The following is a 23,696-nucleotide window of genomic DNA, read 5'->3' as shown; positions in this document are numbered from 1 at the left end:
ACTTCGTTTTCACCCTTTGCTGTTGTGTTTTCCTTAACTTGTAACTATATTATAACCCATTTTGGGTTACTCGTCAACCGTTTTGTAATATATTCTGTATTATTTTTATCCGTTTTCGTTTGACTTATAACTTATATTTTATTATAATCTTCTTAGAAAGGTAGGTGTCACTATGTCCATTGTCTATGAAAACAATCAGCAAATTGTTATAGAAATAAAAAAATTGATGCTAGAAAAACAAATATCTCAACGGGAAATTGCGGAAAAATTAGGTATCAAACCACAAGGTTTAACCAAATTACTTACAAAGAAAAATTTCGGTTTTGAAGATGCTGAAAAAATTCTGTCAGCTATAGGGTATAAGCTTATATTGGATTTCAGTCCAGACGACAATGTATGCAACTCCGAAGAATAACTTACACAGTCCCGTTTTGAAAACCCGCTCAAAAATGAGCAAATCTATGAACTGACAGAACGATTCATTTTTAGAAGACTATGAATGATTATTCGGTATATAAGCTGTTGGTCATTTTTGACTGGTACGTTAAAATGTCGATTCAGATCATAAGGAGATAAGGGTAAACATTTCGTTCACCCCTTGCGTCCTGCTGCCAGATATGCTATATTTAAGACACAAAGAGGGAAACCGCAAGCGGCTACCCGATTATAATGTTAAGCTATTATGCAACAGCCGTCATTATTCGCAGTAATGGCGGCTATTTTCTTTTACCCTTGAAAATCTCATAGCAAAGACCTACAAGGGCAACAATGAATATACTAAACTGAATCAGATCAGAATATGTAACCATGTCTACCACGTGGTTGTCATCTGGTATACCAACTGCCAACACATGTAATTGATACCGATCATCGATTGTATCAAGTTGTTCAAATTCTTCTTTAAATCGAGTAGGCGTATATCGATCTCTCCGCAGATAATTGTTGATTTTCCAGTCTCGAATAACAACAACCCCGCTGTCGAAAGGAATCAAAAAACCTTTAGCAACTAAAATTTTCAAATCATCATCAGAAGCATTTGTAAGCCGCAATATCTTTTTGGGTGCACTGACAAACCCGTCGTCATCTGCTTCAAGACCATACTGAAAATACAAAGCTTCAGTTGATTCTCTTTTAGGCATAAAAACAAATAATCCGCCAGAAGAAGAAAAAGAAATTACTCTTTCTGATGTGTGTGTCAAATTGTTTGAATTAGACGATCTGGCTTCTATTTCCTTTGGAGAATGTAGAAATGGCGAAATTATACCTTCACAGACAGCACCGGGAGAATGGGAAGAAGCTTATGGACCATGTATTTATTTTAAGAATGATTCAATCAGCAATTTTATTTCAGAATGGATTGAAATGAAAGAAATAAATGTTAAAAATAAAGCTTTAAAAACAAATCTGTATACTACATGGAAAAATGGAAGTATTGTTGAGAATAAAGACAAGTATAAAAGTACAAAATTTCAAGATATACATTCGTATCAGATAGAACTTGCAAAAGAAGTTATAGCCGGAAACGGAGCCCCCTTTAACTTTATTCCTTTTACAAAAAAAGAGAGAGAACTATTTGAAAAATATATGGACTCAGGTTCTTATATCTTAGATTTTTTTGATAGCAATGAACAACATATTCTCGAAGAATACTTATCCTTATCAAAAACTCAAGCATAACAATAAAAATTGACTAAACATTTATTAAAAAATTTCCACTATAAGCCATTAGAAAATTATTACGAAACAAAATATGTATCAAGATTGATTTCGGATCTTTTATACACAATTATGGCCGATGCATTAAAAGATTCTTATCAACTTCGCCCTATAGCGGATCATGAAGTTGATGAGCTGTTGACAGAAATTGATAATTGCATTCAGCATGTGGAACAGTTAATTTCACCAATATCACTTGAACTGGATAAATTTCCGAATTATGACGACATACTTATTGAATTGGAACAATTAAGAAACTTATTAGAAAATTATTAGAAAATACACCTTTTACAGATTATAATACTGGAAAAGCAGATGGATTTAGAGATGCTATTATGCAGATTGCTACTGGTCAAATGAAAGATATAACATTAGGTGAATAGTAAATACTTTAAGGATATTTAAGACTAACCCAAAGGGGGAATACATTTTGACACCAATAGAATATTATCTGATCCGGTCTTTGATGTACCGGAAATATGAGAAAAAACGGCGAAAATTGCAGAAAAAGCGGTATAAGAAAGCCAAACGGCAATATAACAGGGAGCTGATGAGAGAAAGCGCCGACCGTCAAACAGAATGGATTCAAGAACAAATTCAGAAGCACAAGGAAAAGAAAGAAGAAAAACGGAACAGAGAAGTTACTGACTACGGGTATGATTTGCCATCTTCTTACGAATATGTAAATGAGAATGAACCGGAAACATCTTCAGCAAGCTCGTTCCGGTTCTTTTCGGATGACTTCGCCACATACATTTTGAATCACTGGGACAGGGAATTTGATGTTGTTCATTTTCTATTTCCAATTGTTTCCGTTATAATGCTTTTCATTTTTGTGCCTATATCCCGTTTTGCAGAGTTGGACGGCGTAAGGGTAACAACTGGTGCATGGCTTATTTACGATTTGCTATTTTTCGTCTTATGGATAATACCGTTTGACATAATTGTCTTTATCTTCAAAAAGCTTTCTGTCTTATACGTAAAGTCCCACTATCTTGAATTTGAAGAGGAAACTGACGAAGAAATAGAACAAGATATTGCAGATGATCCCGAAGATCATAATGATAATATACCTTATGCAGAGGAAAGTGACTTTGAAGACGATACCATATACACAGAGGAAAGAAAACCTATTCCTAAGATCATTCCCAAAAAGAAAAAAGCGCCTTTTAACGTAGAAGCTTTCGCCAAAGAGTGTAACGCTTATGTGGTAAAGCAAGAGCGTCAGGAAGAACAAGAAAATTTACAGCATTGATATATCTTTTCACAAAATGAGAGTGATCCAGTATTTGACCAACCATTATCTTATGTGATAAAATCTACTGCAAGTACCCAATCACCAACTGTCGCAATAGTCATATATGATATACGGCAGAAAAAAGGCGGATAGAATAATCTACCCGTCTTTTTTATTGCCATTGTCTTGATAAAGCATATTTTATTCCATTATCAATAGATGTAGGTTTGTCTAATTTCTATAGCTGATATACATTGATTTGTTATACCGGAACCTCTAATTTGTTTCTACATTTTGGCTATATATTCGGATATTGCTAGTTTTTTTAAGTTTTGAAAGCCTATTCTGCCAACTGGATTCTCATTATATCCGATTCCTTTGTTGCTTATGTCTTTCTCCTATATATTCTGAAATATGAAGTTTTTTGAGGTTATTCCATCAGCACAGCATTATCCTTTTTGAGTGATTCTATGGTCTTGTCTGCCATTTTCAACGCCCTTGCAAAGATCTGTTCCGGCGTGTTCCATGCATTTTCCAGATCAATAAAATACTGGCGAATCTGCTTTCCCTCTGGAGATCTCTGGATCATGCAAATCTGTTTTGCCATATCTACGGATATTTCAAAATCAGTTTGCGGTCTTCCACCTTGTTCCGAGGTTTCTCCCAATTTTGGGAAAAACTCTTTTCCCTCAGAAAAGCCATATTCTTTCATTCTCTCAAACCATGTTGTAAACTTAGTTCCAATGTGCAGTTTTTCATGTAACTCCCTAGCTGATACTGTCGGATTCTCTGATTCATAGTTAATTGTTAAAATCTCATTCATGTGGTATCCTCCTATTCTTCTTTTTCTGCGCAAAGCGCAAACCCTTTTATTATCCCGATTGCTTCACATTTTCTTTCTTTTGGGATTCTTGCCAAGATATCAACCAACTCTTTTGCATCATCTTTCTTCTGTTTTGGGAATCCACCTTTCCCATTTTGGACAAATTTTGGACAAATCTTGATTTTTCATTCCCACCATGTTATACTAACACCCGTTACAAAACCCCTAAAAACAAGGTCTTACAAGGGTTTCGCCGATTCCCGGCGTAAAATGAATCGTGTGTTCGTGACCTTCCACACGTAAAACAAAACTAGAGGAGAGAATTTCATATGAAGAACAAGAATGTAGCATTTATGACTCAGGCAGCGATGATCGCTGCAATCTATGTGGTGCTTACTTATGTATTTGCACCATTTTCATTCGGAGAAGTACAGATACGTATTGCAGAAGCACTTACGATCCTTCCGGTATTTACACCGGCAGCGATTCCTGGACTTTTCGTTGGATGTATTGTTGGAAACATTCTCGGAGGAGCAATCCTGCCGGATATCATTTTCGGAAGCATTGCAACTTTGATCGGAGCATTTTTTACTTATCAGCTTCGTAACAAAAACCGTTTCCTTGCACCGTTACCACCGATTATTGCTAACACAGTAATCGTTCCGTTTGTACTTCGTTACGGATATGGAGTAGCACTTCCGATTCCGTTTATGATGTTGACAGTTGGTGTCGGAGAAGTTGTCGGATGTGGTGTGCTTGGATTAGTCCTTTATACTGCATTGAATCGTTATAAAAATGTAATTTTTAAAACAGCATAAGAAGATGTAAAAAGCGGACAGACTGAAAAGCTATTCAGCCTGTCCGTTTTTTATATTATTGTTGTGTATACAATCGTAGAATTTTACAAATTTGAGTGGAGATATATTTATGGAAAAGTGGATAAGAATCTTCTATAATATAAAAAGAGAAATTGTAACCAGATGAAAGTTTGACAGTAAGTGAAAAAGGGAGAAATATGAAATATACAGTTGTTGTTGCTGATGATGAGGAGGAAATCCGAAGAAGTCTTGTTCGCAGGGTAAAGTGGGAAGAGATTGGTTTTGAAGTGGTCGGGGAAGCTGAAAATGGTGCAGACGCGCTGGAACTGGTTGAAAAGCTGGAACCAGATCTGCTCCTTACCGATATCAAGATGCCATTTTTATCGGGGATTGAGCTGGCACGGGCGGTCAGGGAAGTTCGCCCGATGGTACAGATCGCATTTTTAAGTGGATTTGATGATTTTACCTATGCGCAGCAGGCAATTCAATATAATATTGTAAGCTATATGCTGAAGCCGATTTCAGCAAAAGAGATCGAGGCGGAATTGATAAAGATTAAAAAAGCCATGGATCAGCGAGTGGAAGAATTTACAAAAGAAAGAAAAGAGAAGCTGGACATCCGCAAGACGCAATTCCTTATTCCGCTTTTGCTCGACAGCTTTCAGAATGAACGGGTGTCCGAAGAGGCACTTCTTGAGCGGGCAGAGGAATGTGAGCTGATCCGTAATCCAAAGCCGGATAATATGCAGTATGTGGTGCTTGTAACCGGAATCCGTGATGCAAATGGAAAGGATCAGACAAGCTATAGCAGTGTAAATGCAGTTGATATGATCCTGAAAAAATATGTTCATTATGTAAGCTGCCATCTGGAAGGAAGAGTGGTATCGCTGATCGCGACGACTCCGGGAGGTATGGGTAAGTATTTACATATTATTGTAGAAGAAATTGTTCAGAGTGTGGAGCGTATTATGGGATATTGCTGTCAGGTCGGGGTAAGCAGGAGTGTGAATACTCTTGGAAAATGCAGAGAGAGCTATCTGGAGGCAATGAATGCGCTCAGTTATTCCAGAAAGGATAAAAGCAGTGTCTATTTCATTTCCGATGCAGAGCACGGATCGGGATTGGAACAGGGAGAAATACAGGAAATTACAGCAACGATGGAGAATTTTTTACGTGGTGGAATGGTAGAGGATCTGGAGATTTATCTGGATGATCTGGAAAAGAAGCTGCGAAATGGAGGCAAGAATACACTGGTACTTAGTACGATACTTTTGACCGAGATTGGGGCGGCAGTATATAAGGTTATTTATATGGCAATCGGGGAATGTGGTGTAGAAGTTCTTCAGAAAAAATATTCCATGCAGCAGATGCGTGAAATGGAACGTATGGCAGAGAATTTTCAGATCATAAAAATGCTGTGTATGGAGGCTAAAAAAATGCTTATGGATCAGAGAAAGAAGAGCAGCGAGGTGATCTGCGAGCAGGCAGTGCAGATCATACAGGACCGCTATGCCCAACAGGATCTGTCTGTTATGATCATCAGTGAAGAGATCGGGGTGTCGCCGAATTATCTCAGCAGTCTGATAAAAAAGACGACAGGCAGTTCACTGGTTGAGATCCTGACGAAAAAACGAATTGAAAAGGCAATGGAGCTTCTGCAGTGTACCGGTATGAAGATCGGTGAGATTACAGAGCTGTGTGGTTATAAGGATCAGTATTATTTCAGCCACTGCTTCAAAAAGCTGACTGGAGTATCACCGAACAAATACAGGAGGGAACATGAACAGGCGTAAAAAAGAAGCAGATCAGCACAAGGGATGGAATATATCTATTTCCGGTGTGTTTATTGCAATGGTAATGGGAATCGTCCTGATTTCGGTAGTGGCTGCAACGCTTATTTTTGTTCAGATTTACCGGAATGCAATGGAGCAAAGTGCAGTGACAAGCAGTTCCCAGAGCTGTGAACAGGTACAGAATACGGTTGAGAATTATACACAGGATATGCGGATCATACTGGAAGGGATCGTGGCGAGAATGCGTCATGAGAATAATCATTCTGAGGAATATATCCAGAATCTGGTAAATATCCGTTCCGATGTAGTAGCGGTAACAATCTGTGGTGAAGATGGGGAGCTTCTGCGTTACTGGAACAGAGGGCAGAAGCTGAAAGAGAATTATCGCATTGTTCAGAGTACCGAAATGGAAGATGACGATGGCAGGCTGCGTATAACCAAACCATATGTAGAATCTTTGTTTGAGGGATATTATCCATGGGTTGTAACCGTTTACCAGAAGATTCAGAAAGAAGACGGAACCAGTATACAGGTAAATATTGACATCCGTTTTTCTGACATTGCCAATTATGTTGATGATGTAGGGATCGGGCAGCACGGCTATGCCTATATTGCGGACAAAAAAGGCAATCTGATCTATCATCCACAGCAGCAGCTCATTTATTCCGGGTTAAAAGAAGAGAAGGGAATGGATTTAAAAGAAGGGACACATATTCAGGAACAGGCGATCTATACTGTGAAAAATCTGGAGAACTGTGATTGGAAAATTGTAGGTGTCTGCTATGTAGATGAAATGATTACGGAGAAGGTAAGCAGTGCGGTATCCAGACTTCTGATCGTCCTGTGTCTGGTTATGGGAGCAGTCTTTCTTCTCGGATGGGCATTTTCAGAACTGTTCTCAGCACCGGTAAGGCAGCTTGCCGATGACATGCACCGGTTTGAAAAAAATGCTGAAAATTTTGTATTTGAGCCGATGGCGGGAACTACAGAGATCACGACTTTATCCAACTCGTTTGAACACATGGTTGTGAAGATCCAGAAGCTGATGGAGCAGGTCAGACAGGAAGAAATCACACTGCGGAAAACAGAGCTGAAAGCGCTTCAGGCGCAGATCAATCCACATTTCCTGTATAATACACTGGATGCGATTGCATGGATGTGTGAAGACGGGAAAAATGAAGATGCAGAAGAGATGGTTACGGCACTTGCAAGGCTGTTCCGTATCAGTATCAGTAAAGGGCATGAGCTGATTCCGATCGAAAAAGAAGTGGAACATGCAAAGAGTTATCTGAAGATTGAAAATTATCGGTATAAGAACAAATTTACCTATTCATTTGAGGTGGCAGAGTCGTGTCTTTCGTATCTTTGTAACAAAATTACTTTGCAGCCAATTATCGAGAATGCAATTTATCATGGTGTAAAGCAGATGATCGATGAGGGTGAGATCTGGATTCGTATTTTTGAGGACGGAGAAGATATTATTTTCCAGGTGGAGGATAACGGAATCGGTATGACGGAAGAACAGTGCCGGGAGATTCTGCGCAAAGAGCCGGGAGACCGTACCGGAATCGGAATCAAGAATGTAAATGACCGGATCAAGATTTATTTTGGAAGCAATTATGGACTGAATATCACAAGTGAGCTGGATGAAGGAACCTGTGTGACGATCCGTATGCCGAAGGTCAGGGAGGAAGAATATGAGAAAAAGTAGAAGAAAACCATTTATTGCAATTGATGCAGGTGTGATCCTACTTGCAATTCTGTTTTTTGTCCTGACGGGTGACGGACTTGGGGAAGGAAAAGAAGGCAGTACAAATAGCGTCATCGAGAAGAAAAAAGTAGTGTTTCTGACAAAATCCATGGATTCTTCTTTCTGGCAGTCTGCATATGCGGGAGCCGGTGCGGCAAGTGCGGAATATAATCTGGATCTGGTGTGCGAAGGACCGGATGGAGACGGTGAGGAAGATTATGAGGCGCAGAATGAAATGATAGACCGGGCAATCCGGGAACAGGTAGATGCACTTCTGTTCTCTGCCATTGATTTTGAAAAGAATGCGGAAGCAATCGACCGTGCGGCAAAGGCAGGAATCAGAATTGTGGTTGTGGACAGTCCGGTAAACAGTGAGGCTGTGGAATGCTATATTGGTACAGACAATTATGAAGCCGGATGTATGGCAGGAGAAGAAGTGCTTGGTAATCCGGCGGAAAATCTAAATATCGGAATCGTAAATTTTGATAAGAGTACGGAGAACGGGCAGCTTCGTGAAAAGGGATTCCGGGATACGGTTCTTAAGGATGACCGGGTAAATATTACGGCGTCCATCAATGTGAAGTCTACGATCACCGACGCAAGAGAGGGCACCGAGAGGATGTTGCTTGACAATCCGCAGATCAATGTGATCGTGACATTTAATGAATGGACAACCCTTGGAGTCGGGGATGCGGTAGAAGCACTTGGCGCCGGAGAGCGGACGCAGGTTGTTGCGTTTGACAGTAACGTAAAATCCATTGGAATGCTGGAAAAAGGAAATGTAGATGCGCTGATCGTCCAGAACCCATATGCGATGGGATACCTGGGGATTGAGCAGATCAATACACTACTGAATGGTCAGAAGCCGGAAAAGAAAGAGACGGCAACCAGCAGTATTTTGGTGACAAGAGAAAATATGTATGATGATAAGAGCCAGAAGGCGCTGTTTTCATTTGAAGAAAAGTAACGGGTGAAATGTTTGTAGCTGCTCGGAAGTATAGAAGCTGTAGTCTGAAAAATATTTGGACTACAGCTTTTTAAAGAATTGGGCATTTGAAACATTTATGGACGAAATTAAGTAAAAATTTATATAAACGTTGAAATTCACAAACTCCTCGTAGTTTTTCACATGGGTGTTTTATTCCCTTCTTGTTATACTCGTATCATCAAGTAAACGTTATACAAGGAGGAACGAAATTATGAAAAGAAGAATTGTAGCAGCGATGCTCGCAGGTGTGATGGCACTTGGAATGCTTGCAGGATGCGGGGGCTCCGGTAAGAGTGACAGTGATGGTGGAAGCAGTGATAAGAAATCATCAGACGCTAATATCGCAGTATTCTACTATACCTATTCTGATACTTATATCGCATCTGTCCGTACAGCACTCGATGCAAAACTTGACGAGATGGGTGTTGAATATCAGGACTATGATGGAAACAGCAACCAGACAACACAGAACGAACAGATTGATACAGCGATCCAGACAGGTGCTACAGCACTGATCGTCAACATCGTTACATCTGGTTCTGTAGATGCTTCTTCTCAGATCGTTGAAAAAGCAGAAGCAGCAGGAATCCCGGTTATTTTCTTTAACCGTGCGATCGAAGATGACAAGACAGAAGGCGATGTACTTGGAAGCTATGACAAGTGTGCATTCGTAGGAACAGACGCTCCGGAAGCAGGACATATGCAGGGCGAAATGATCGGTAACTATGTAGTAGAACATTTTGATGAAATGGATCTCAACGGAGATGGAAAGATCTCTTACGCAATGTTCATGGGACAGCTCGGAAATGCAGAAGCTATTTACCGTACACAGTTTGCTGTAGAAGATGCAGATAAGATCATCACAGACGCCGGCAAACCGGCACTGGAATACTTTGACGCTTCTAACAGTGACAAATATCAGGTTGACCAGGATGGTAACTGGAGTGCAACAGCAGCTAACAACTATATGACAACCAACCTTTCCCAGTACAACGAAGGAAGCAATAACATGATCGAACTTGTTATCTGCAACAATGACGGTATGGCGGAGGGTGCAGTCTCAGCTCTGAATGATAAGGGATACAACCTTGGAACAGGCAAAGACTGCAAGATGATCCCGGTATTTGGTGTTGATGCTACAGACGCAGCAAAACAGCTGATCGCTGATGGCAAGATGACAGCAACTGTTAAACAGGATGCAGATGGTATGGCAGCTTGTATCGCAGACCTTGCTAAGAATGCAGCAGGTGGAAAAGATCTGATGGATGGAACAGATTCTTACAATATTTCCGAAAAAGTAAGCAACAAGATCTTCATTCCTTACCAGGAATACTCAGGAAAATAAAAATGTAAAAAATAAAGGTGGCGGCCAGGTGGTTGGCCAGCCACCTTTTCTAAAGTTGTGACGCAGCCGGATGGAACTGCATAGCGGCAGGTTCGAAAGGTATGCGAGATTAGAAGATGAGAGACAGGAGGACAGCTATGAAACAGGATGTTTTACTGCAGATGACGGATATCTGTAAAGAATTTCCGGGCGTAAAAGCATTAGATCATGTGTCCCTGACAGTTAAAGCAGGCACTGTCCATGCACTGATGGGTGAAAATGGAGCCGGAAAGTCAACACTGATGAAATGCCTTTTCGGAATTTATGACAAAGACAGTGGCAAGATTGAGCTGGAGGGAAAAGAGATTAATTTCAAGAATTCGAAAGAAGCTCTTGAAAATGGAGTTGCAATGGTTCACCAGGAACTGAACCAGGCGCTCAAAAGAAACGTCATGGATAATCTCTGGCTCGGACGTTACCCGAAAGAGGGCGGCGTCATGGTAAATGAGAAAAAAATCTATGACGACACAAAAAAAGTATTTGAAGAATTGAAAATTGATGTAGATCCAAAAAGGATCATGAGTACGATGCCGGTATCACAGAGACAGATGGTAGAGATTGCAAAAGCAGTATCTGTGAATGCAAAAGTCATCGTATTTGATGAGCCGACTTCTTCTCTTACAGAGCAGGAAGTAGAGCATCTGTTTGATATCATTGAGATGCTGAAAAAGAGAGGATGCGGAATCATTTACATTTCACATAAAATGGCAGAGATCAAACGGATTTCAGATGAGATCACGATCATGCGTGACGGAACCTGGGTAGCAACCGAGAAAGCAGATGATCTGGAGATGGATGATATCATCCGCCTGATGGTTGGACGTGAGCTTACCAATCAGTTCCCGCCAAAGACAAATAAACCGGGCGATGTAGCGCTTGAAGTGGAACACCTTTCCGGAATGTATTCGATCCTGAATGATGTTTCCTTCAAAGCAAGAAAAGGAGAAATTCTTGGAATTGCCGGACTTGACGGAAGTGGGCGTACAGAAACTCTGGAGACAATTTTTGGAATTGCAACCAGGAAATCAGGAACGATAAAACTTGACGGAAAACAAGTCAGCAATAAGAATGCACAGGATTCGATCAAGAACGGATTTGCACTTCTGACAGAAGAGAGAAGAGCAACCGGTATCTTCGGCATCCTGAACATTCGTGAAAATACCGTTATCTCCAGCTTAAAGAGACACAAAAAAGGATTTTATCTGAGTGAAAAATCCATGAAAGAAGATACGCAGAAATATATTGATGCGCTGCGGACAAAGACACCGTCGCAGGAGACAAAGATCCGTGCACTTTCCGGTGGAAACCAGCAGAAGGTTATCCTTGGAAGATGGCTTCTTACCGATCCGGAAGTACTGCTTCTGGATGAGCCGACAAGAGGAATCGATGTCGGTGCAAAGTATGAGATCTATCAGCTCATCATCGATCTTGCGAACCGCGGCAAAGTAGTTATCGTAGTTTCTTCAGAAATGCCGGAGCTTCTCGGAATCTGTGACCGTATCATGGTTATGTCCGGTGGAAGACTTGCCGGAGAGATTGACGCAGAAGAGGCGACACAGGAACTGATCATGACTTACGCAGCAAAGTATGTGTAATTTTCAAACAAAAAGAAGGAGGCTTCCCAGATGAAAGCATTTGCAAATATAAAATCACGCTATGCAGAATACAAAGCACTGGATTCCGCAGACAAGGTAAAAGCGTGGAAAGAAGGACTTATCAATAATGCGATTTATCTTCTGATCATTATCGCAGTTATTTACACTTACACACAGAACAGCAGATTCCTGAGCGTGGCATCTATTGTTAACATTATCTCGCTGTCTGCAGCGAACATTCCGATCGCGTGTGGTATTGCAGGAACGATCGTACTTACCGGTACAGACCTTTCAGCCGGACGTGTTGTAGGTCTTACAGCATGTATTTCTGCATCACTTTTGCAGTCAGTAACTTATGCAACCAAAATTTTCCCGGATCTTCCGGTTCTTCCGATACCACTGGTTATTCTGATCGTAATCGTAGTCGGAGGTATTGTTGGATGGGTAAATGGATTCTTCGTAGCGAAATTCCACTTACATCCATTCATTGTAACACTGGCAACACAGCTGATCGTATACGGAATTCTTCTGATGTACATTATGCTGAACGGTAACAACGGACAGCCACTTTCCGGACTGGACAAATCCTTTAAGAATTTTGTAACAGGAAGTTTCTTAAAGATCCGTGGCGTTCCGATACCGAACTATGTATGGTACGCTTGTGTCGTAGTTGTATTCATGTGGTTCATGTGGAATAAGACAACATTTGGAAAGAATATGTTCGCAGTTGGTTCCAACCCGGAAGCTGCCAATGTATCTGGTGTAAATGTTATGAGAACAACCATTCTGGTACATACACTTGCAGGATGCATGTATGGTATCACTGGATTCATCGAATCTGCACGTATCGGTTCCAACCAGGCAAATACAGGTCTGAACTACGAGTGTGATGCGATTGCTGCCTGTGTAATCGGTGGTGTATCTTTTGTAGGTGGTACCGGTAAGATCAGCGGCGTTGTTTTAGGGGTGTTCATTCTGAGAATCATCTTCGTTGCACTGCAGTTCCTGGCAGTAAGTCAGAATATGCAGTATGTGATCAAAGGTCTGATTATTCTGATCGCATGTGCAATTGATATGAGAAAATATCTGGTAAGAAAATAAAAAGAAAAGGCTGGGAAATGTTATGGACGAGAATAAGATGCCGGAGAATGACGGATGGAAGAAAAATGCAAGACTGGCGATTTATGCAATGGCCGGGTTTTATCTGCTGACACTGGCATACCAGATGTTCAGGGCGATTTCCACAAGTCATGGTAATGAGCAGCTTGTTATGATCGTGGCGACGATTCTGTTTCTGATAGTTGGTGTTGGTTTGATCGGGTTTGGAACTATAAATGTCTACAAAAACATGAAAAAGAATCAGAGTACAGATAAAGATCGTAATGAGGAATAGCTCATAACGAGGACAAGACCTCAAAACAAAAAGACAGGAGAGTAATAGCACCCCCCTGTCTTTTTGTGTCTATAAAGAGGAATAAAAACATTGGAGGAAAAGATGAAAACAAGAAAAAGGTATGTCCGTGCCGGGGCTGCCTGCCTTGCGGCATTGCTCACGGTACAGGGAATGACATTGCCTGTGGCGGCAGGTGAAGAGGTGAAAGTAAGATCCAATTCACAGACACAGATGAGTTCAGATCCGGAAGCGGTTTACGTAAGCAATTACGGGAAATCGACGGATCAGAGAACGATCAATTTTGACAGTAATTGGAAATTCAATCTGGGAGATGTGGAAAATGCACAGACAGCAAATTTCGACGACTCGAAATGGCGCCAGGTTTCGCTTCCGCATGACTACAGCATTGAACAGGATTATTCAAAATCTATGGAAGCAGAAAGTGGATATCTTCCAGGGGGAACAGGATGGTACCGGAAAAGTTTTACCATAGATAAAGCTGCGGAAGGAAAAGAGATCCGTGTTGATTTTAGCGGTGTTTATATGAATGCATCTGTATGGGTAAATGGAGAAAAGCTTGGAACACATCCATACGGATATACACCATTTTCATTTGACATAACAGACTATGTGAAATATGGTGAGGAAAATACAATTGCAGTAAAGGTGGAGAACAAGACGCCTTCAAGCAGATGGTATTCCGGAAGTGGTATTTACAGAAGTGTAAATCTGACCATGACAGAAAAGGTTCATGTGGATCTTGAGGGGACGCAGATTACGACTGAGAACCTGAAAGCAGAACAGGGTGGAACTGTCAATATGGATGTCCGCACACAGGTTGTGAATGATTCTGAAGATGAACAGGCTGTAACCTTGACGCACACGGTATTTCCAAAAGGCAAAGATGAAAGTGCAGCAATCGGAACAGTGACAACCGAAGCTAAAACTGTTGCATCCGGAGAAAGTGATGAAATCGAAATAACACTTGAGGCACAAAGTCCGGCGCTCTGGAGTGTGGACAGTCCGACACTTTATACTGTAAGAACAGAAGTAAAGCTTGGAGAAAATACAGTAGATGTTTACGATACAGAATATGGTTTCCGGTATTTTGATTTTGATAACAATACAGGATTTTCGCTGAACGGACAGAATACAAAACTAAAAGGTGTATGTATGCATCATGATCAGGGAGCACTTGGTGCAAAGGCAAATGCCCGCGCAATTGCAAGACAGATTGAGATCCTGAAGCAGATGGGGTGTAACACGATTCGAGTGACACATAACCCTGCAGCTGATGAGCTGATCCAAGCATGCAATGAGCAGGGGATGTTGGTGATCGATGAAGCTTTCGATACCTGGCTTTATGCAAAAAATGGAAACAGTAATGACTATGCAAAATGGTTCAATCAGACAATCGACGGGGACAATCAGATTTTAGGTGCAGGGGACGGTATGACCTGGGCACAGTTTGATCTGACAGCAATGGTGAAGAGAGGATACAATGCACCATCAATCATTATGTGGTCTCTTGGAAATGAGGTTATGGAAGGAATCAGCGGTGGCGTTTCCAATTATCCGGCAACTGCCCAGCAATTGGTGAACTGGGTAAAAGAGCTGGATACAACAAGACCGATGACAACCGGAGATAACAAGCTGAAAGCCAACTGGAGTGAAGCAGAAAGTATTGGCAATACATTAAATGCAGCAGGTGGAACCGTTGGATTTAACTATTGCGCAGGCTGGCAGTATGACAACTGGCATAAATTGCATCCAGAATGGCTGATGTACGGTTCTGAGACTGCTTCTGCGATCAACAGCCGTGGAATCTATAATCGGATCAACGGTGGAAGCCAGACTTCCGACAAGCAGCTTACATCCTATGATAATTCTGCTGTAGGCTGGGGCAGTGTAGCAAGTGATGCATGGTATACAACGATTACAAGAGATTACCTTGCAGGAGAATATGTCTGGACCGGATTTGATTATATCGGTGAGCCGACACCTTGGAATGGAACCGGAGCAGGATCAGTAGGAAGCTGGCCGGCACCGAAGAGCTCTTACTTTGGTATTGTGGATACCGCAGGCTTTGCGAAAGACAGCTATTACTTCTATCAGAGCCAGTGGAATGATCAGGTGCACACCTTACATGTACTTCCGGCATGGAATGAAAATGTAGTCTATAAAGACAACAGTGGAAAGGTTCCGGTAGTTGTATATTCGGATGCAGCATCGGTCGAGTTGTTCTTTACGCCGGCAGGTGGAGAAAGACAGTCTCTTGGAAAGAAAGCATTTACACAGAAAACAACAGCTGCAGGTTATACCTATCAGATTTACGAGGGAGAAGATAAGAACGGAACCGAGCATAAGAATCTTTATCTTACCTGGAAGGTTCCGTATGCGGATGGAACACTGGAGGCCGTTGCATATGACGCAGATGGAAATATCATTGAAAATACAGACGGACGTTCCAGCGTGACAACGACTGGCGAAGCTGCAAAATTGCAGATGTCAGCAGACAGAACCGAGATTGCTGCGGATGGAAAAGATTTATCTTATGTGACAGTTGATGTGACAGACCAGAATGGAAATATTGTTCCGGATGCAGAAAACCGCGTTACATTTAACGTAGAAGGTGATGGAGTTCTGGTTGGTGTAGATAACGGAAGCTCTCCGGATCACGATTCTTATCTTGCAGATAACAGAAAAGCATTCAGTGGAAAAGTTCTGGCAATCGTGCAGTCCACGAAAACTGGTGGTTCATTTACTGTGACAGCTACGGCAGATGGACTGGAAAGTGCAGCAGCAACCGTCACAACTTATTCTGTATCAGATGGCACACCAGAAGAAAAAGAGATCGACAGTTTCTGGATGTCAAAGACCTATTATGTCAAGACTGGAAATATCCCGGTACTTCCGACAACGATTGAAACTCGTTATACCGATGGAAGCAAAGAAAGCAAAGCAGTGACATGGGATGCGATCGGAGAGGAGATGGTACAGCAGTCAGGAAACTTTAATGTGCAGGGGCAGATTGAAGGACATCAGGTAACAGTCAATGTAAATGTTATTGATGAAGTTGGAGGACTTCTGAATTACTCAACCTCAACACCAGTTGGAACGGTACCGATTCTTCCGGAATCCAGGCCGGCGGTTCTTACAGACGGAACCATTCTGACCGCTTCATTTGGAGTAAACTGGGATGACATATCGGCTGATCAGTTTGCAGAAGAAGGAACTGTTACGGTAAATGGGACAGCAGATGTACTCGGTGATGAAATTCCGGTAAGTGCAACAATCCGTGTACAGACAGAGCAGATCACAGTTGGAAGCAGCGTGTCCGGAAAGGTAATGAATCTGACACAGAGCATTCCGGAAGGCGAACAGTCAGATACACTTTCTGCAATTGTGGACGGATCAACAACAATCAGTGATAACACAAGTGGAGGAGCAAACCCGACTGCATGGAGCAACTGGCAGAGTTCCCAGAATGGTAATAGTAAAGCAGAGATCACATTTGAGTATGCAACCCAGCAGAGACTTGGACAGATTGTGATGCATTTTGCAAAGGACAGCGGAAGTATGCGTTATCCGGATGCAGGAACAACAGAGATTCTGGTTTCAGAGGATGGAACCAACTGGAACAAGCTTGCAGTAACGGAGACGATCGGGGAAGAAAGTGGACGGGTAAAACCATATACGTATGATTTCACACCGACGACAGCGACTTTTATCAAATTCAAGCTTACGAACGCAAGTGCACCGACAGGAACCAGATGGAAACCTTGTACTGCACTTACTGAGATCGAGTTGAAGGTGGCACAGGGAAGCTTCGTATCGAATACGACAGCGAAGCTGGAAGAAGTCATTATAAATGGCAATCCGGTACCGGAAAGTGCACTGGCACAGGGAAGCTATTCTACACCTGCTATTTTTGCAGAGGTAGAGGCAAAAGCAGCCGATAATGCGTCAGTGACTATTCTTCCGACTTTCAACAATATCAAGAAGATCATTGTTGAGTCAGAAGATCACAATACAAGAAATGTATTTGAAATCCGTCTTGGAGAAGAGACAGAAGAGACACCAGAATCCGGTGACAGAGATTATCCGATTGGAAGGCTCACTGCATTTGCAGAAAGTGAGTATAATGGCAGTGGAACAGAAGGACCGGCAGAGCACGTTCTGGATGAAGATGAAGGAACGCACTGGCATACAAACTGGCGTACAAATGAAGCACAGGATGTAGAAAAACGCTGGATCGGACTGGAACTGGAAGAACCGGCAGTTCTGGATGCATTTCGCTATTATCCGCGTGGTGGCAATATGAATGGATTTGTCAGTGAGTATAAAGTACAGTACAAACTGAATCAGGAAGATGAATGGACCGATATTGCAGGCGGTACCTGGGACAGGACGCTTGAATGGAAAATAGCAGAATTTGACGAACCGGTAGAAGCAAAATATGTGAGACTGGTGGGAATCCATACCTATGCGGAATCTGGAAATGATGCACACATGGCAGTTGCAGAGCTTCGTGTCCGTGAGGAGGACAAGCGTGTAGATATTTCGGCAGAAGACAGCCAGATCACAGTGTCAGTTCCGGAACAAACAGAGGTTGCGAAAGCAGATGAACAGAATCCGGTATATCCACAGGTGGAAGTCAAGAGAACGGTAAACGGCGCAGAAGAGACTCTGAGATACGGAGTGGATTATCTACTGTCCTATGAAAATAATACAGCTTTTGGAACAGGTAAGGTGATTGTTACCGGAATTGTAAATTACCGTGGAGTTGTAGAGCGTACATTTGAAATTGTAAAGAAAGCTCCGGAGTTAAGTGCTGTGTATATTCAGAGTCAGCCCGGAAAGACAGTTTACAAATCAGGAGAAACCTTCGATCCGACCGGTCTTTCGCTGAAATTGGTATACGATGATGATTCAGAGGAAGAACTGGTATATAGCGAAGAAACCGCAGGACTGTTTGGTTTTGAACCAGGTCTGGATACTGCACTTACAGAAGAAGTAAAAGAAATTACCGTGGCTTATGGCGGAAAATCAGCAGTTGTGTTTATCGGGGTAGAATCGCCGGAAAAACCAGGACCTGAAAAGCCGGATCCGGAGAATCCGACACCGGAAAAACCAAATCCAGAGAAACCAAACCCAGAAGATCCAAAACCAGGAAATGGATCCGGCAGTGAGAACAATGGTGGAACAGGCAGTGGAAGCGGATCAAATTCCAATAACGGAAGCAGTGGTGGTAATAATACAGTAAATAACATCATAAATAATAACAACAATAACAACAGCAATTCTTCCAATAAGAATTCAGGAAAAGTGCAGACAGGAGACAGAAATAATCTGGTATTCCCATTAATCGGAATGACAGCAGCAATTCTGGCAATCGCCACTGTTTTAATAATCAGAAAAAAGAAACGTCTTTAAAAATATAGAAGACATTTAAAGGACTCCCGGCAAGGTAAAATTTGCCGGGAGTATTTATTTTCAAATCTCAAAAAATTCTTAAGAAAATCCCGCCCTATCTCTTAAAAAATCTCTGCTAATCTTGTATAGTATAGAGGAGGTGAAAAAGATGGCGAAAATATTAGTATGTGATGATGATAAAGACATTGTAGAAGCAATAGATATTTACCTGACGCAGGAAGGATACGAAGTCCTGAAGGCGTATGATGGCGACGAAGCGATCAAGGTATTGAAAAGAAATGAAGTTGATCTTCTGATCATGGATGTGATGATGCCGCGGCTGGACGGAATCCGGGCGACACTCAAGATCCGGGAAAACATGAGCCTCCCGATTATTATTTTATCCGCCAAATCAGAGGATGCGGACAAGATTTTAGGACTGAATATCGGTGCAGATGATTACATGACCAAACCGTTCAATCCGTTGGAGCTGGTAGCAAGGGTAAAATCCCAGCTCAGACGTTACACCCAGCTTGGAAGTACGGCGAGATCTGACAACCAGAGTGAGTTCCGGACCGGGGGACTTGTGATCAGGGATGATCTGAAAGAAGTGACTGTGGACGGCGAAAAAGTGAAGCTGACACCGATTGAATACAATATATTACTGTTACTCGTTAAAAATCAGGGAAAGGTGTTCTCTATCAATCAGATTTACGAAAATATCTGGAATGAAGAAGCAATCGGAGCGGACAATACCGTTGCCGTACATATCCGCCATATTCGGGAGAAAATCGAAATCAATCCGAAAGAGCCACGTTACCTGAAGGTAGTATGGGGTGTCGGATATAAGGTAGAGAAGATCGGTTAGGAGGTCTTATGAATAACAAATGGTATCAAAGCGCACCATGTAAAGGAATCCTGATCGTACTGGAGCATATTTTAGCGGTGGTGATGATCACATGTCTGGTTTTTACATTCAGTTATCCGGGCGATAATCTGGCAGGAATCCTGTTTGAAAAGCCACATAAGAAGTATGATCAGTCAAAAGGGTTTACCGACAAGCTAATGAGTGCTGCAAATGATATTACGGCTGCGGAAGGATACGACAGCAATTTTGAAACAGAAGGAAAATATGATGAAAACAGAATTGTAGATCTGAAAGAATATGATTCAGATCGTACGATTTCAAATGAAAATGTAAATGGGCTTGCATACCGTCTTGGTGATCTTGTGAATTACTGGGAAAACGATCAGGAGATGTACTACGCAGACGGGACCAAGATGGCAGATGGAGACAATGATGATGAGATCATCGTCTGCCAGAAGGATGACGGAACCTACCATTATTACTATGAAAAAGAATTTCGTCGAGAATTTAAAAACGGGAACCTTCAGTTTGGTAATATGGATGAGGCAAAAGATGAATATTCACTGGAAAGCACCGGAGAAGTGATCGATTCTCTGATCAATGACTGGATCGAGAACTCCGCAAGTATTTACCGCAATATTCTGGACAGTGAAAATCGCCAGGTCTACACAAAGTGCTGGCGGTATGACGGAGAAAAAGTTTCCGAAAACTGTGCACCGGTGGGCGCGAAGAATCTTCTGGAAGTTGTGAACAAGGATTCCAGATGGAACGGCAAGTTAAGTGATGCGATGTCCATGCTTGGAAATACTGTGGACAGTGTACGGGATGAATTTTTGACGTGGCAGTATGTAACGGAAGAATATAAAGAAGGTAATACCAATCTTGCATATATGATTGTAGATCTGGACAATAAAAAAGTTTATACCAACCGTCTAGCATATCAGAGATTTGATGAATGGGAAAAGAATCTGGAAAGTATGAAAAAGCTGGGAGTATATGCGGTTGCCACACCAAAGCTTACTGAGTACCAGAGTGATATTGATATGGACGGATCACAGTGGAAATCACTGATCGGTGGCAATATGTGGATGGATAATTACGAATGCGTGTTCGCGGTAGATACTTCCTATCCAATCCAGGATGACTTTTATCAGGAGAGCAAGATTTATCAGGAGTATGCACCGCAGGTAAGATTTACTTTCTGGATTGCGATTGCAACCGGATTTGCAATGCTTGTAATTCTGGCATGGCTGACAATTGTTGCAGGCAGATCAAACCGGGAAGAAGGCATTGTGTTAAATCGGGTCGATAAAATGAAGACAGAAATCTTTATTCTTTTGTCGGTTGCAGTTATGGTGATATGTATTTACGGGGAAATCAGTTTAAGTTACAGTCTGCTGAACGGAGTCTGGTTTAGCGGAGATGGTTTAAATGGCACATCGGTACTGATTTTTGCAGGGATTGTTGCGGTAAGCGTTTGCATGACAGGACTTACTTTCTGGCTTGGAATGGTAAGAAGGATCAAGGCAAAGACCTTGTGGAAGAACAGTATTTTATGTCTGATCATCAAATACGTCCGGATTGGGATCCGGCATCTGGGGGAGGTCTGGAAAGCTGCGATTTTGTTTGGAGTACTGGTTGTAGTTCACTGGATCGCGATCGCCATGTGGGAGCCGGGAATCTGGCTGTTCGTAATGCTTGCGGCAGAGGCGGGGGCATTTTTCTGCCTGATGCGCAGAGCCATCGGAAGAGCGCGGATCATCAAAGGGGTAAAAGCAATCGCAGACGGTCAGGTTGATTATCAGATTCCGTTAAATGGACTCAAAGGCGGACAGCTTGAAGCAGCAGTCAGCATCAATAAGATCGGAGATGGACTGGACCGGGCGGTAGAAGAGAGCGTAAAAAATGAACGCCTCAAAACGGATCTGATCACAAATGTATCCCATGATATCAAAACGCCGCTTACATCAATCATTAATTATGTGGACCTTTTAAAGAGAGAGGATTTTGAGGATCCGAAGATCCGGAATTATCTTCAGGTTCTGGAAGAAAAAGCATATCGTCTGAAGACACTTACCGAGGATGTGGTAGAAGCTTCCAAGGTAAGCAGTGGCAATATCAGCCTGGAAATGATGAATCTTAATCTGGTTGAGCTGGTTAACCAGACCAGTGCAGAGTTTGAAGAAAAATTTGAGGCAAGGAATCTGAAAATGATCATGAATCTTCCGACCGAACCGGCAACAATCTACGCAGACGGCAGACGAATGTGGAGAGTTCTTGCAAATGTATTTAACAATGCGGCAAAATATGCAATGGAGGGAAGCCGTGTATACGTGGATCTGGTTCAGACAGGTGAGGAAGTACAGCTTACGATCAAGAATGTATCAGAGCAGCCGCTGAATATTTCGGCAGATGAGCTGACAGAAAGATTTATCCGCGGAGATGTATCCAGAAGCACGGAAGGAAGCGGGCTTGGTCTTTCGATTGCACAGAATCTGACAAAGCTTCAAGGGGGAAAATTCGAGTTATATCTCGACGGAGATCTGTTCAAGGTACTGATCCGTTTCCCGGTTCCAAAAGAAACGGAAGATGTCTATCAGGAAGTCGAACAGTAACAGGTAAATATGGGGCGTAAGGGAAATTTCCCTTGCGCTCTATTTTATTTCGCTTTACAATAAAAACTGGATTCGTACATATAACCTAAAATGTAAGGGGAAATTAAAATGGAATCATTGAATAATATCTTAAAAAAGAGTTTAAATAAAGAATTTTTATCAGCAATAATCAGCAATCCACGTGAAAAAGGCGGAATTGTAAAGATTAAGATCCGCCCTGTGGAGCATAAAGACAATATTTTGTACCAGTGCGAAGAACACCGGAACAACCAGGTATTTCACCACAATCTGAATGAAGAAGAAGCAGCAGGATATATTGAAAATGCCATGCAGGAATTCAAACAGATGCAGATGGAGACGAGAAAATTCCGCTATCAGGTTCTGGTCAGCAAAAAAGGGAAAATGACGATTCAGAGACGGCTTCAGACCGGGAGGTTCAAAGAGATTGATCTGTCACACAACCGGAAGAAGCATTATATCCTGGAGGAAGGAAAAGCAGTTCCATTTTTACAGGATCTGGGAGTTATGACAAAAGAAGGGGAAATCGTGCGGACAAAGTTTGATAAGTTCCGCCAGATCAACCGTTTCCTGGAGTTTATCGAGGATGTTCTTCCGGAGCTCCCGAAGGACAGGGAAGTAACGATTCTGGATTTTGGATGCGGTAAATCCTATCTGACATTTGCAATTTACTATTATTTGCATGAGTTAAAAGGTTATGATATCCGGATCATCGGACTGGATCTGAAGACGGATGTCATTTATGCATGCAACCAGCTTGCAAAATAATATGGCTATAGAAAACTGAAGTTTATGGAAGGAAATATTGCAGATTATACCGGTTCTGATGAAGTGGATATGGTCGTGACGCTGCATGCCTGCGATACCGCTACCGATTTTGCACTTGCAAAAGCAGTTGGCTGGAAAGCGAAGGTCATTCTTTCGGTTCCGTGCTGTCAGCATGAAGTGAACCGTCAGATTGCAAATGAAACACTTGCACCGCTGTTTTCTTACGGACTGATCAAAGAGCGAATGGCAGCTCTTGTCACGGATGCTATGCGTGCAGAATATCTCAAGAGGGAGGGATATGACACACAGATCCTGGAGTTTATCGATATGGAGCATACACCGAAGAATATTTTGATACGGGCCATTTACACGGGAAATAAAGGAAAAAATACAGAGGCAATCCGCACATGTGAAGAAATGCTTCACATCGATCCAATGCTGGGGAGATTATTGGATCAGCAGAATGAAGAGGGAGAAAAAGGAGTATAAATTTAGCAGATTAAGATAAAGGGGAC

At 42.0% G+C, this 23,696-nt stretch carries 16 protein-coding genes and 1 pseudogene; 15 read left to right on the top strand and 2 right to left on the bottom strand.

Annotation, left to right across the window (positions count from 1 at the left end; translation table 11 throughout):
• The first annotated feature begins 172 nt into the window (after window positions 1-172).
• Window positions 173-415 carry a helix-turn-helix domain-containing protein gene (locus tag NQ556_RS15680; protein ID WP_008371065.1) on the top strand — a complete coding sequence of 81 codons (243 nt, stop codon included), beginning with the start codon at window positions 173-175 and terminating at the stop codon, window positions 413-415.
• 301 nt (window positions 416-716) lie between these two features.
• Here NQ556_RS15680 and NQ556_RS16905 read toward each other — a convergent pair whose 3' ends face one another.
• Window positions 717-1,139, bottom strand: a complete 423-nt coding sequence (locus NQ556_RS16905; protein WP_204576145.1) for a putative holin-like toxin — start codon at window positions 1,137-1,139, stop codon at window positions 717-719.
• 61 nt (window positions 1,140-1,200) lie between these two features.
• Here NQ556_RS16905 and NQ556_RS15670 point away from each other — a divergent pair, with 61 nt between their 5' ends.
• Window positions 1,201-1,677, top strand: a complete 477-nt coding sequence (locus tag NQ556_RS15670) for a hypothetical protein (protein WP_204575731.1) — start codon at window positions 1,201-1,203, stop codon at window positions 1,675-1,677.
• Between the two features lie 469 nt (window positions 1,678-2,146).
• The gene (locus tag NQ556_RS15665; RefSeq protein ID WP_022220350.1) at window positions 2,147-2,971 is read left to right on the top strand and encodes a hypothetical protein; all 825 of its coding nucleotides are present in this window, start codon (window positions 2,147-2,149) and stop codon (window positions 2,969-2,971) included.
• A 412-nt stretch (window positions 2,972-3,383) separates the two neighbouring features.
• Here NQ556_RS15665 and NQ556_RS15660 read toward each other — a convergent pair whose 3' ends face one another.
• Window positions 3,384-3,776 (bottom strand): antA/AntB antirepressor family protein, encoded by a 393-nt coding sequence (locus tag NQ556_RS15660; RefSeq protein WP_022220349.1) that lies wholly within the window; start codon window positions 3,774-3,776, stop codon window positions 3,384-3,386.
• A gap of 329 nt (window positions 3,777-4,105) precedes the next feature.
• On the opposite strand from NQ556_RS15660, the gene NQ556_RS15655 reads away from it, so the two are divergent.
• From NQ556_RS15655 to NQ556_RS15600, 12 genes and pseudogenes are all read left to right on the top strand, one after another.
• Window positions 4,106-4,594 (top strand): QueT transporter family protein, encoded by a 489-nt coding sequence (locus NQ556_RS15655; protein ID WP_008371036.1) that lies wholly within the window; start codon window positions 4,106-4,108, stop codon window positions 4,592-4,594.
• A 197-nt stretch (window positions 4,595-4,791) separates the two neighbouring features.
• Window positions 4,792-6,387: a response regulator gene (locus NQ556_RS15650; RefSeq protein WP_022220684.1), complete on the top strand. Its 1,596-nt coding sequence runs from the start codon at window positions 4,792-4,794 to the stop codon at window positions 6,385-6,387.
• Entirely contained in the window at window positions 6,374-8,098 is a 1,725-nt protein-coding gene (locus NQ556_RS15645; protein WP_008371031.1) for a sensor histidine kinase, read from the top strand. Before NQ556_RS15650 ends, NQ556_RS15645 begins: the two co-directional genes overlap by 14 nt.
• On the top strand, window positions 8,085-9,104 hold the full coding sequence (locus NQ556_RS15640; protein ID WP_008371030.1) for a substrate-binding domain-containing protein: 1,020 nt from the start codon (window positions 8,085-8,087) through the stop codon (window positions 9,102-9,104). The genes NQ556_RS15645 and NQ556_RS15640 overlap by 14 nt, the downstream gene beginning before the upstream one ends.
• 232 nt (window positions 9,105-9,336) lie before the next feature.
• Window positions 9,337-10,470, top strand: coding sequence for a galactose ABC transporter substrate-binding protein (locus tag NQ556_RS15635; RefSeq protein ID WP_055155997.1), 1,134 nt, complete (start codon window positions 9,337-9,339; stop codon window positions 10,468-10,470).
• Window positions 10,471-10,607: 137 nt separating this feature from the next.
• Window positions 10,608-12,104 carry a sugar ABC transporter ATP-binding protein gene (locus tag NQ556_RS15630; protein WP_204575729.1) on the top strand — a complete coding sequence of 499 codons (1,497 nt, stop codon included), beginning with the start codon at window positions 10,608-10,610 and terminating at the stop codon, window positions 12,102-12,104.
• A 30-nt stretch (window positions 12,105-12,134) separates the two neighbouring features.
• Window positions 12,135-13,205 (top strand): galactose/methyl galactoside ABC transporter permease MglC, encoded by a 1,071-nt coding sequence (locus tag NQ556_RS15625; RefSeq protein ID WP_008371023.1) that lies wholly within the window; start codon window positions 12,135-12,137, stop codon window positions 13,203-13,205.
• A gap of 22 nt (window positions 13,206-13,227) precedes the next feature.
• A complete protein-coding gene (locus NQ556_RS15620) occupies window positions 13,228-13,497 on the top strand; it encodes a hypothetical protein (RefSeq protein WP_008371021.1) in 270 nt (89 codons plus the stop codon).
• Window positions 13,498-13,599: 102 nt separating this feature from the next.
• The gene (locus NQ556_RS15615; RefSeq protein WP_204575727.1) at window positions 13,600-18,933 is read left to right on the top strand and encodes a sugar-binding domain-containing protein; all 5,334 of its coding nucleotides are present in this window, start codon (window positions 13,600-13,602) and stop codon (window positions 18,931-18,933) included.
• Between the two features lie 148 nt (window positions 18,934-19,081).
• A complete protein-coding gene (locus NQ556_RS15610; protein WP_008371016.1) occupies window positions 19,082-19,780 on the top strand; it encodes a response regulator transcription factor in 699 nt (232 codons plus the stop codon).
• Between the two features lie 8 nt (window positions 19,781-19,788).
• A complete protein-coding gene (locus NQ556_RS15605; protein ID WP_204575725.1) occupies window positions 19,789-22,395 on the top strand; it encodes a histidine kinase dimerization/phospho-acceptor domain-containing protein in 2,607 nt (868 codons plus the stop codon).
• A gap of 108 nt (window positions 22,396-22,503) precedes the next feature.
• Window positions 22,504-23,670: pseudogene (locus NQ556_RS15600) on the top strand (class I SAM-dependent methyltransferase).
• Window positions 23,671-23,696: the final 26 nt, after the last annotated feature.

Origin of the sequence: Coprococcus comes ATCC 27758, assembly GCF_025149785.1 — a bacterium.
In the GTDB taxonomy this organism is placed as follows: domain Bacteria; phylum Bacillota; class Clostridia; order Lachnospirales; family Lachnospiraceae; genus Allocoprococcus; species Allocoprococcus comes.
Note: the sequence above shows the minus strand (reverse complement) of the source record. Positions and strands in the feature narration are given on the sequence as shown.

Excerpts from the sequence above, each read along its gene's own strand:
- NQ556_RS15680 (WP_008371065.1), top strand. The coding sequence starts at position 173 with ATGTCCATTGTCTATGAAAACAATCAGCAAATTGTTATAGAAATAAAA.
- NQ556_RS16905 (WP_204576145.1), bottom strand. The coding sequence starts at position 1,139 with ATGCCTAAAAGAGAATCAACTGAAGCTTTGTATTTTCAGTATGGTCTT.
- NQ556_RS15660 (WP_022220349.1), bottom strand. The coding sequence starts at position 3,776 with ATGAATGAGATTTTAACAATTAACTATGAATCAGAGAATCCGACAGTA.
- NQ556_RS15655 (WP_008371036.1), top strand. The coding sequence starts at position 4,106 with ATGAAGAACAAGAATGTAGCATTTATGACTCAGGCAGCGATGATCGCT.
- NQ556_RS15650 (WP_022220684.1), top strand. The coding sequence starts at position 4,792 with ATGAAATATACAGTTGTTGTTGCTGATGATGAGGAGGAAATCCGAAGA.
- NQ556_RS15645 (WP_008371031.1), top strand. The coding sequence starts at position 6,374 with ATGAACAGGCGTAAAAAAGAAGCAGATCAGCACAAGGGATGGAATATA.
- NQ556_RS15640 (WP_008371030.1), top strand. The coding sequence starts at position 8,085 with ATGAGAAAAAGTAGAAGAAAACCATTTATTGCAATTGATGCAGGTGTG.
- NQ556_RS15635 (WP_055155997.1), top strand. The coding sequence starts at position 9,337 with ATGAAAAGAAGAATTGTAGCAGCGATGCTCGCAGGTGTGATGGCACTT.
- NQ556_RS15630 (WP_204575729.1), top strand. The coding sequence starts at position 10,608 with ATGAAACAGGATGTTTTACTGCAGATGACGGATATCTGTAAAGAATTT.
- NQ556_RS15625 (WP_008371023.1), top strand. The coding sequence starts at position 12,135 with ATGAAAGCATTTGCAAATATAAAATCACGCTATGCAGAATACAAAGCA.
- NQ556_RS15620 (WP_008371021.1), top strand. The coding sequence starts at position 13,228 with ATGGACGAGAATAAGATGCCGGAGAATGACGGATGGAAGAAAAATGCA.
- NQ556_RS15615 (WP_204575727.1), top strand. The coding sequence starts at position 13,600 with ATGAAAACAAGAAAAAGGTATGTCCGTGCCGGGGCTGCCTGCCTTGCG.
- NQ556_RS15610 (WP_008371016.1), top strand. The coding sequence starts at position 19,082 with ATGGCGAAAATATTAGTATGTGATGATGATAAAGACATTGTAGAAGCA.
- NQ556_RS15605 (WP_204575725.1), top strand. The coding sequence starts at position 19,789 with ATGAATAACAAATGGTATCAAAGCGCACCATGTAAAGGAATCCTGATC.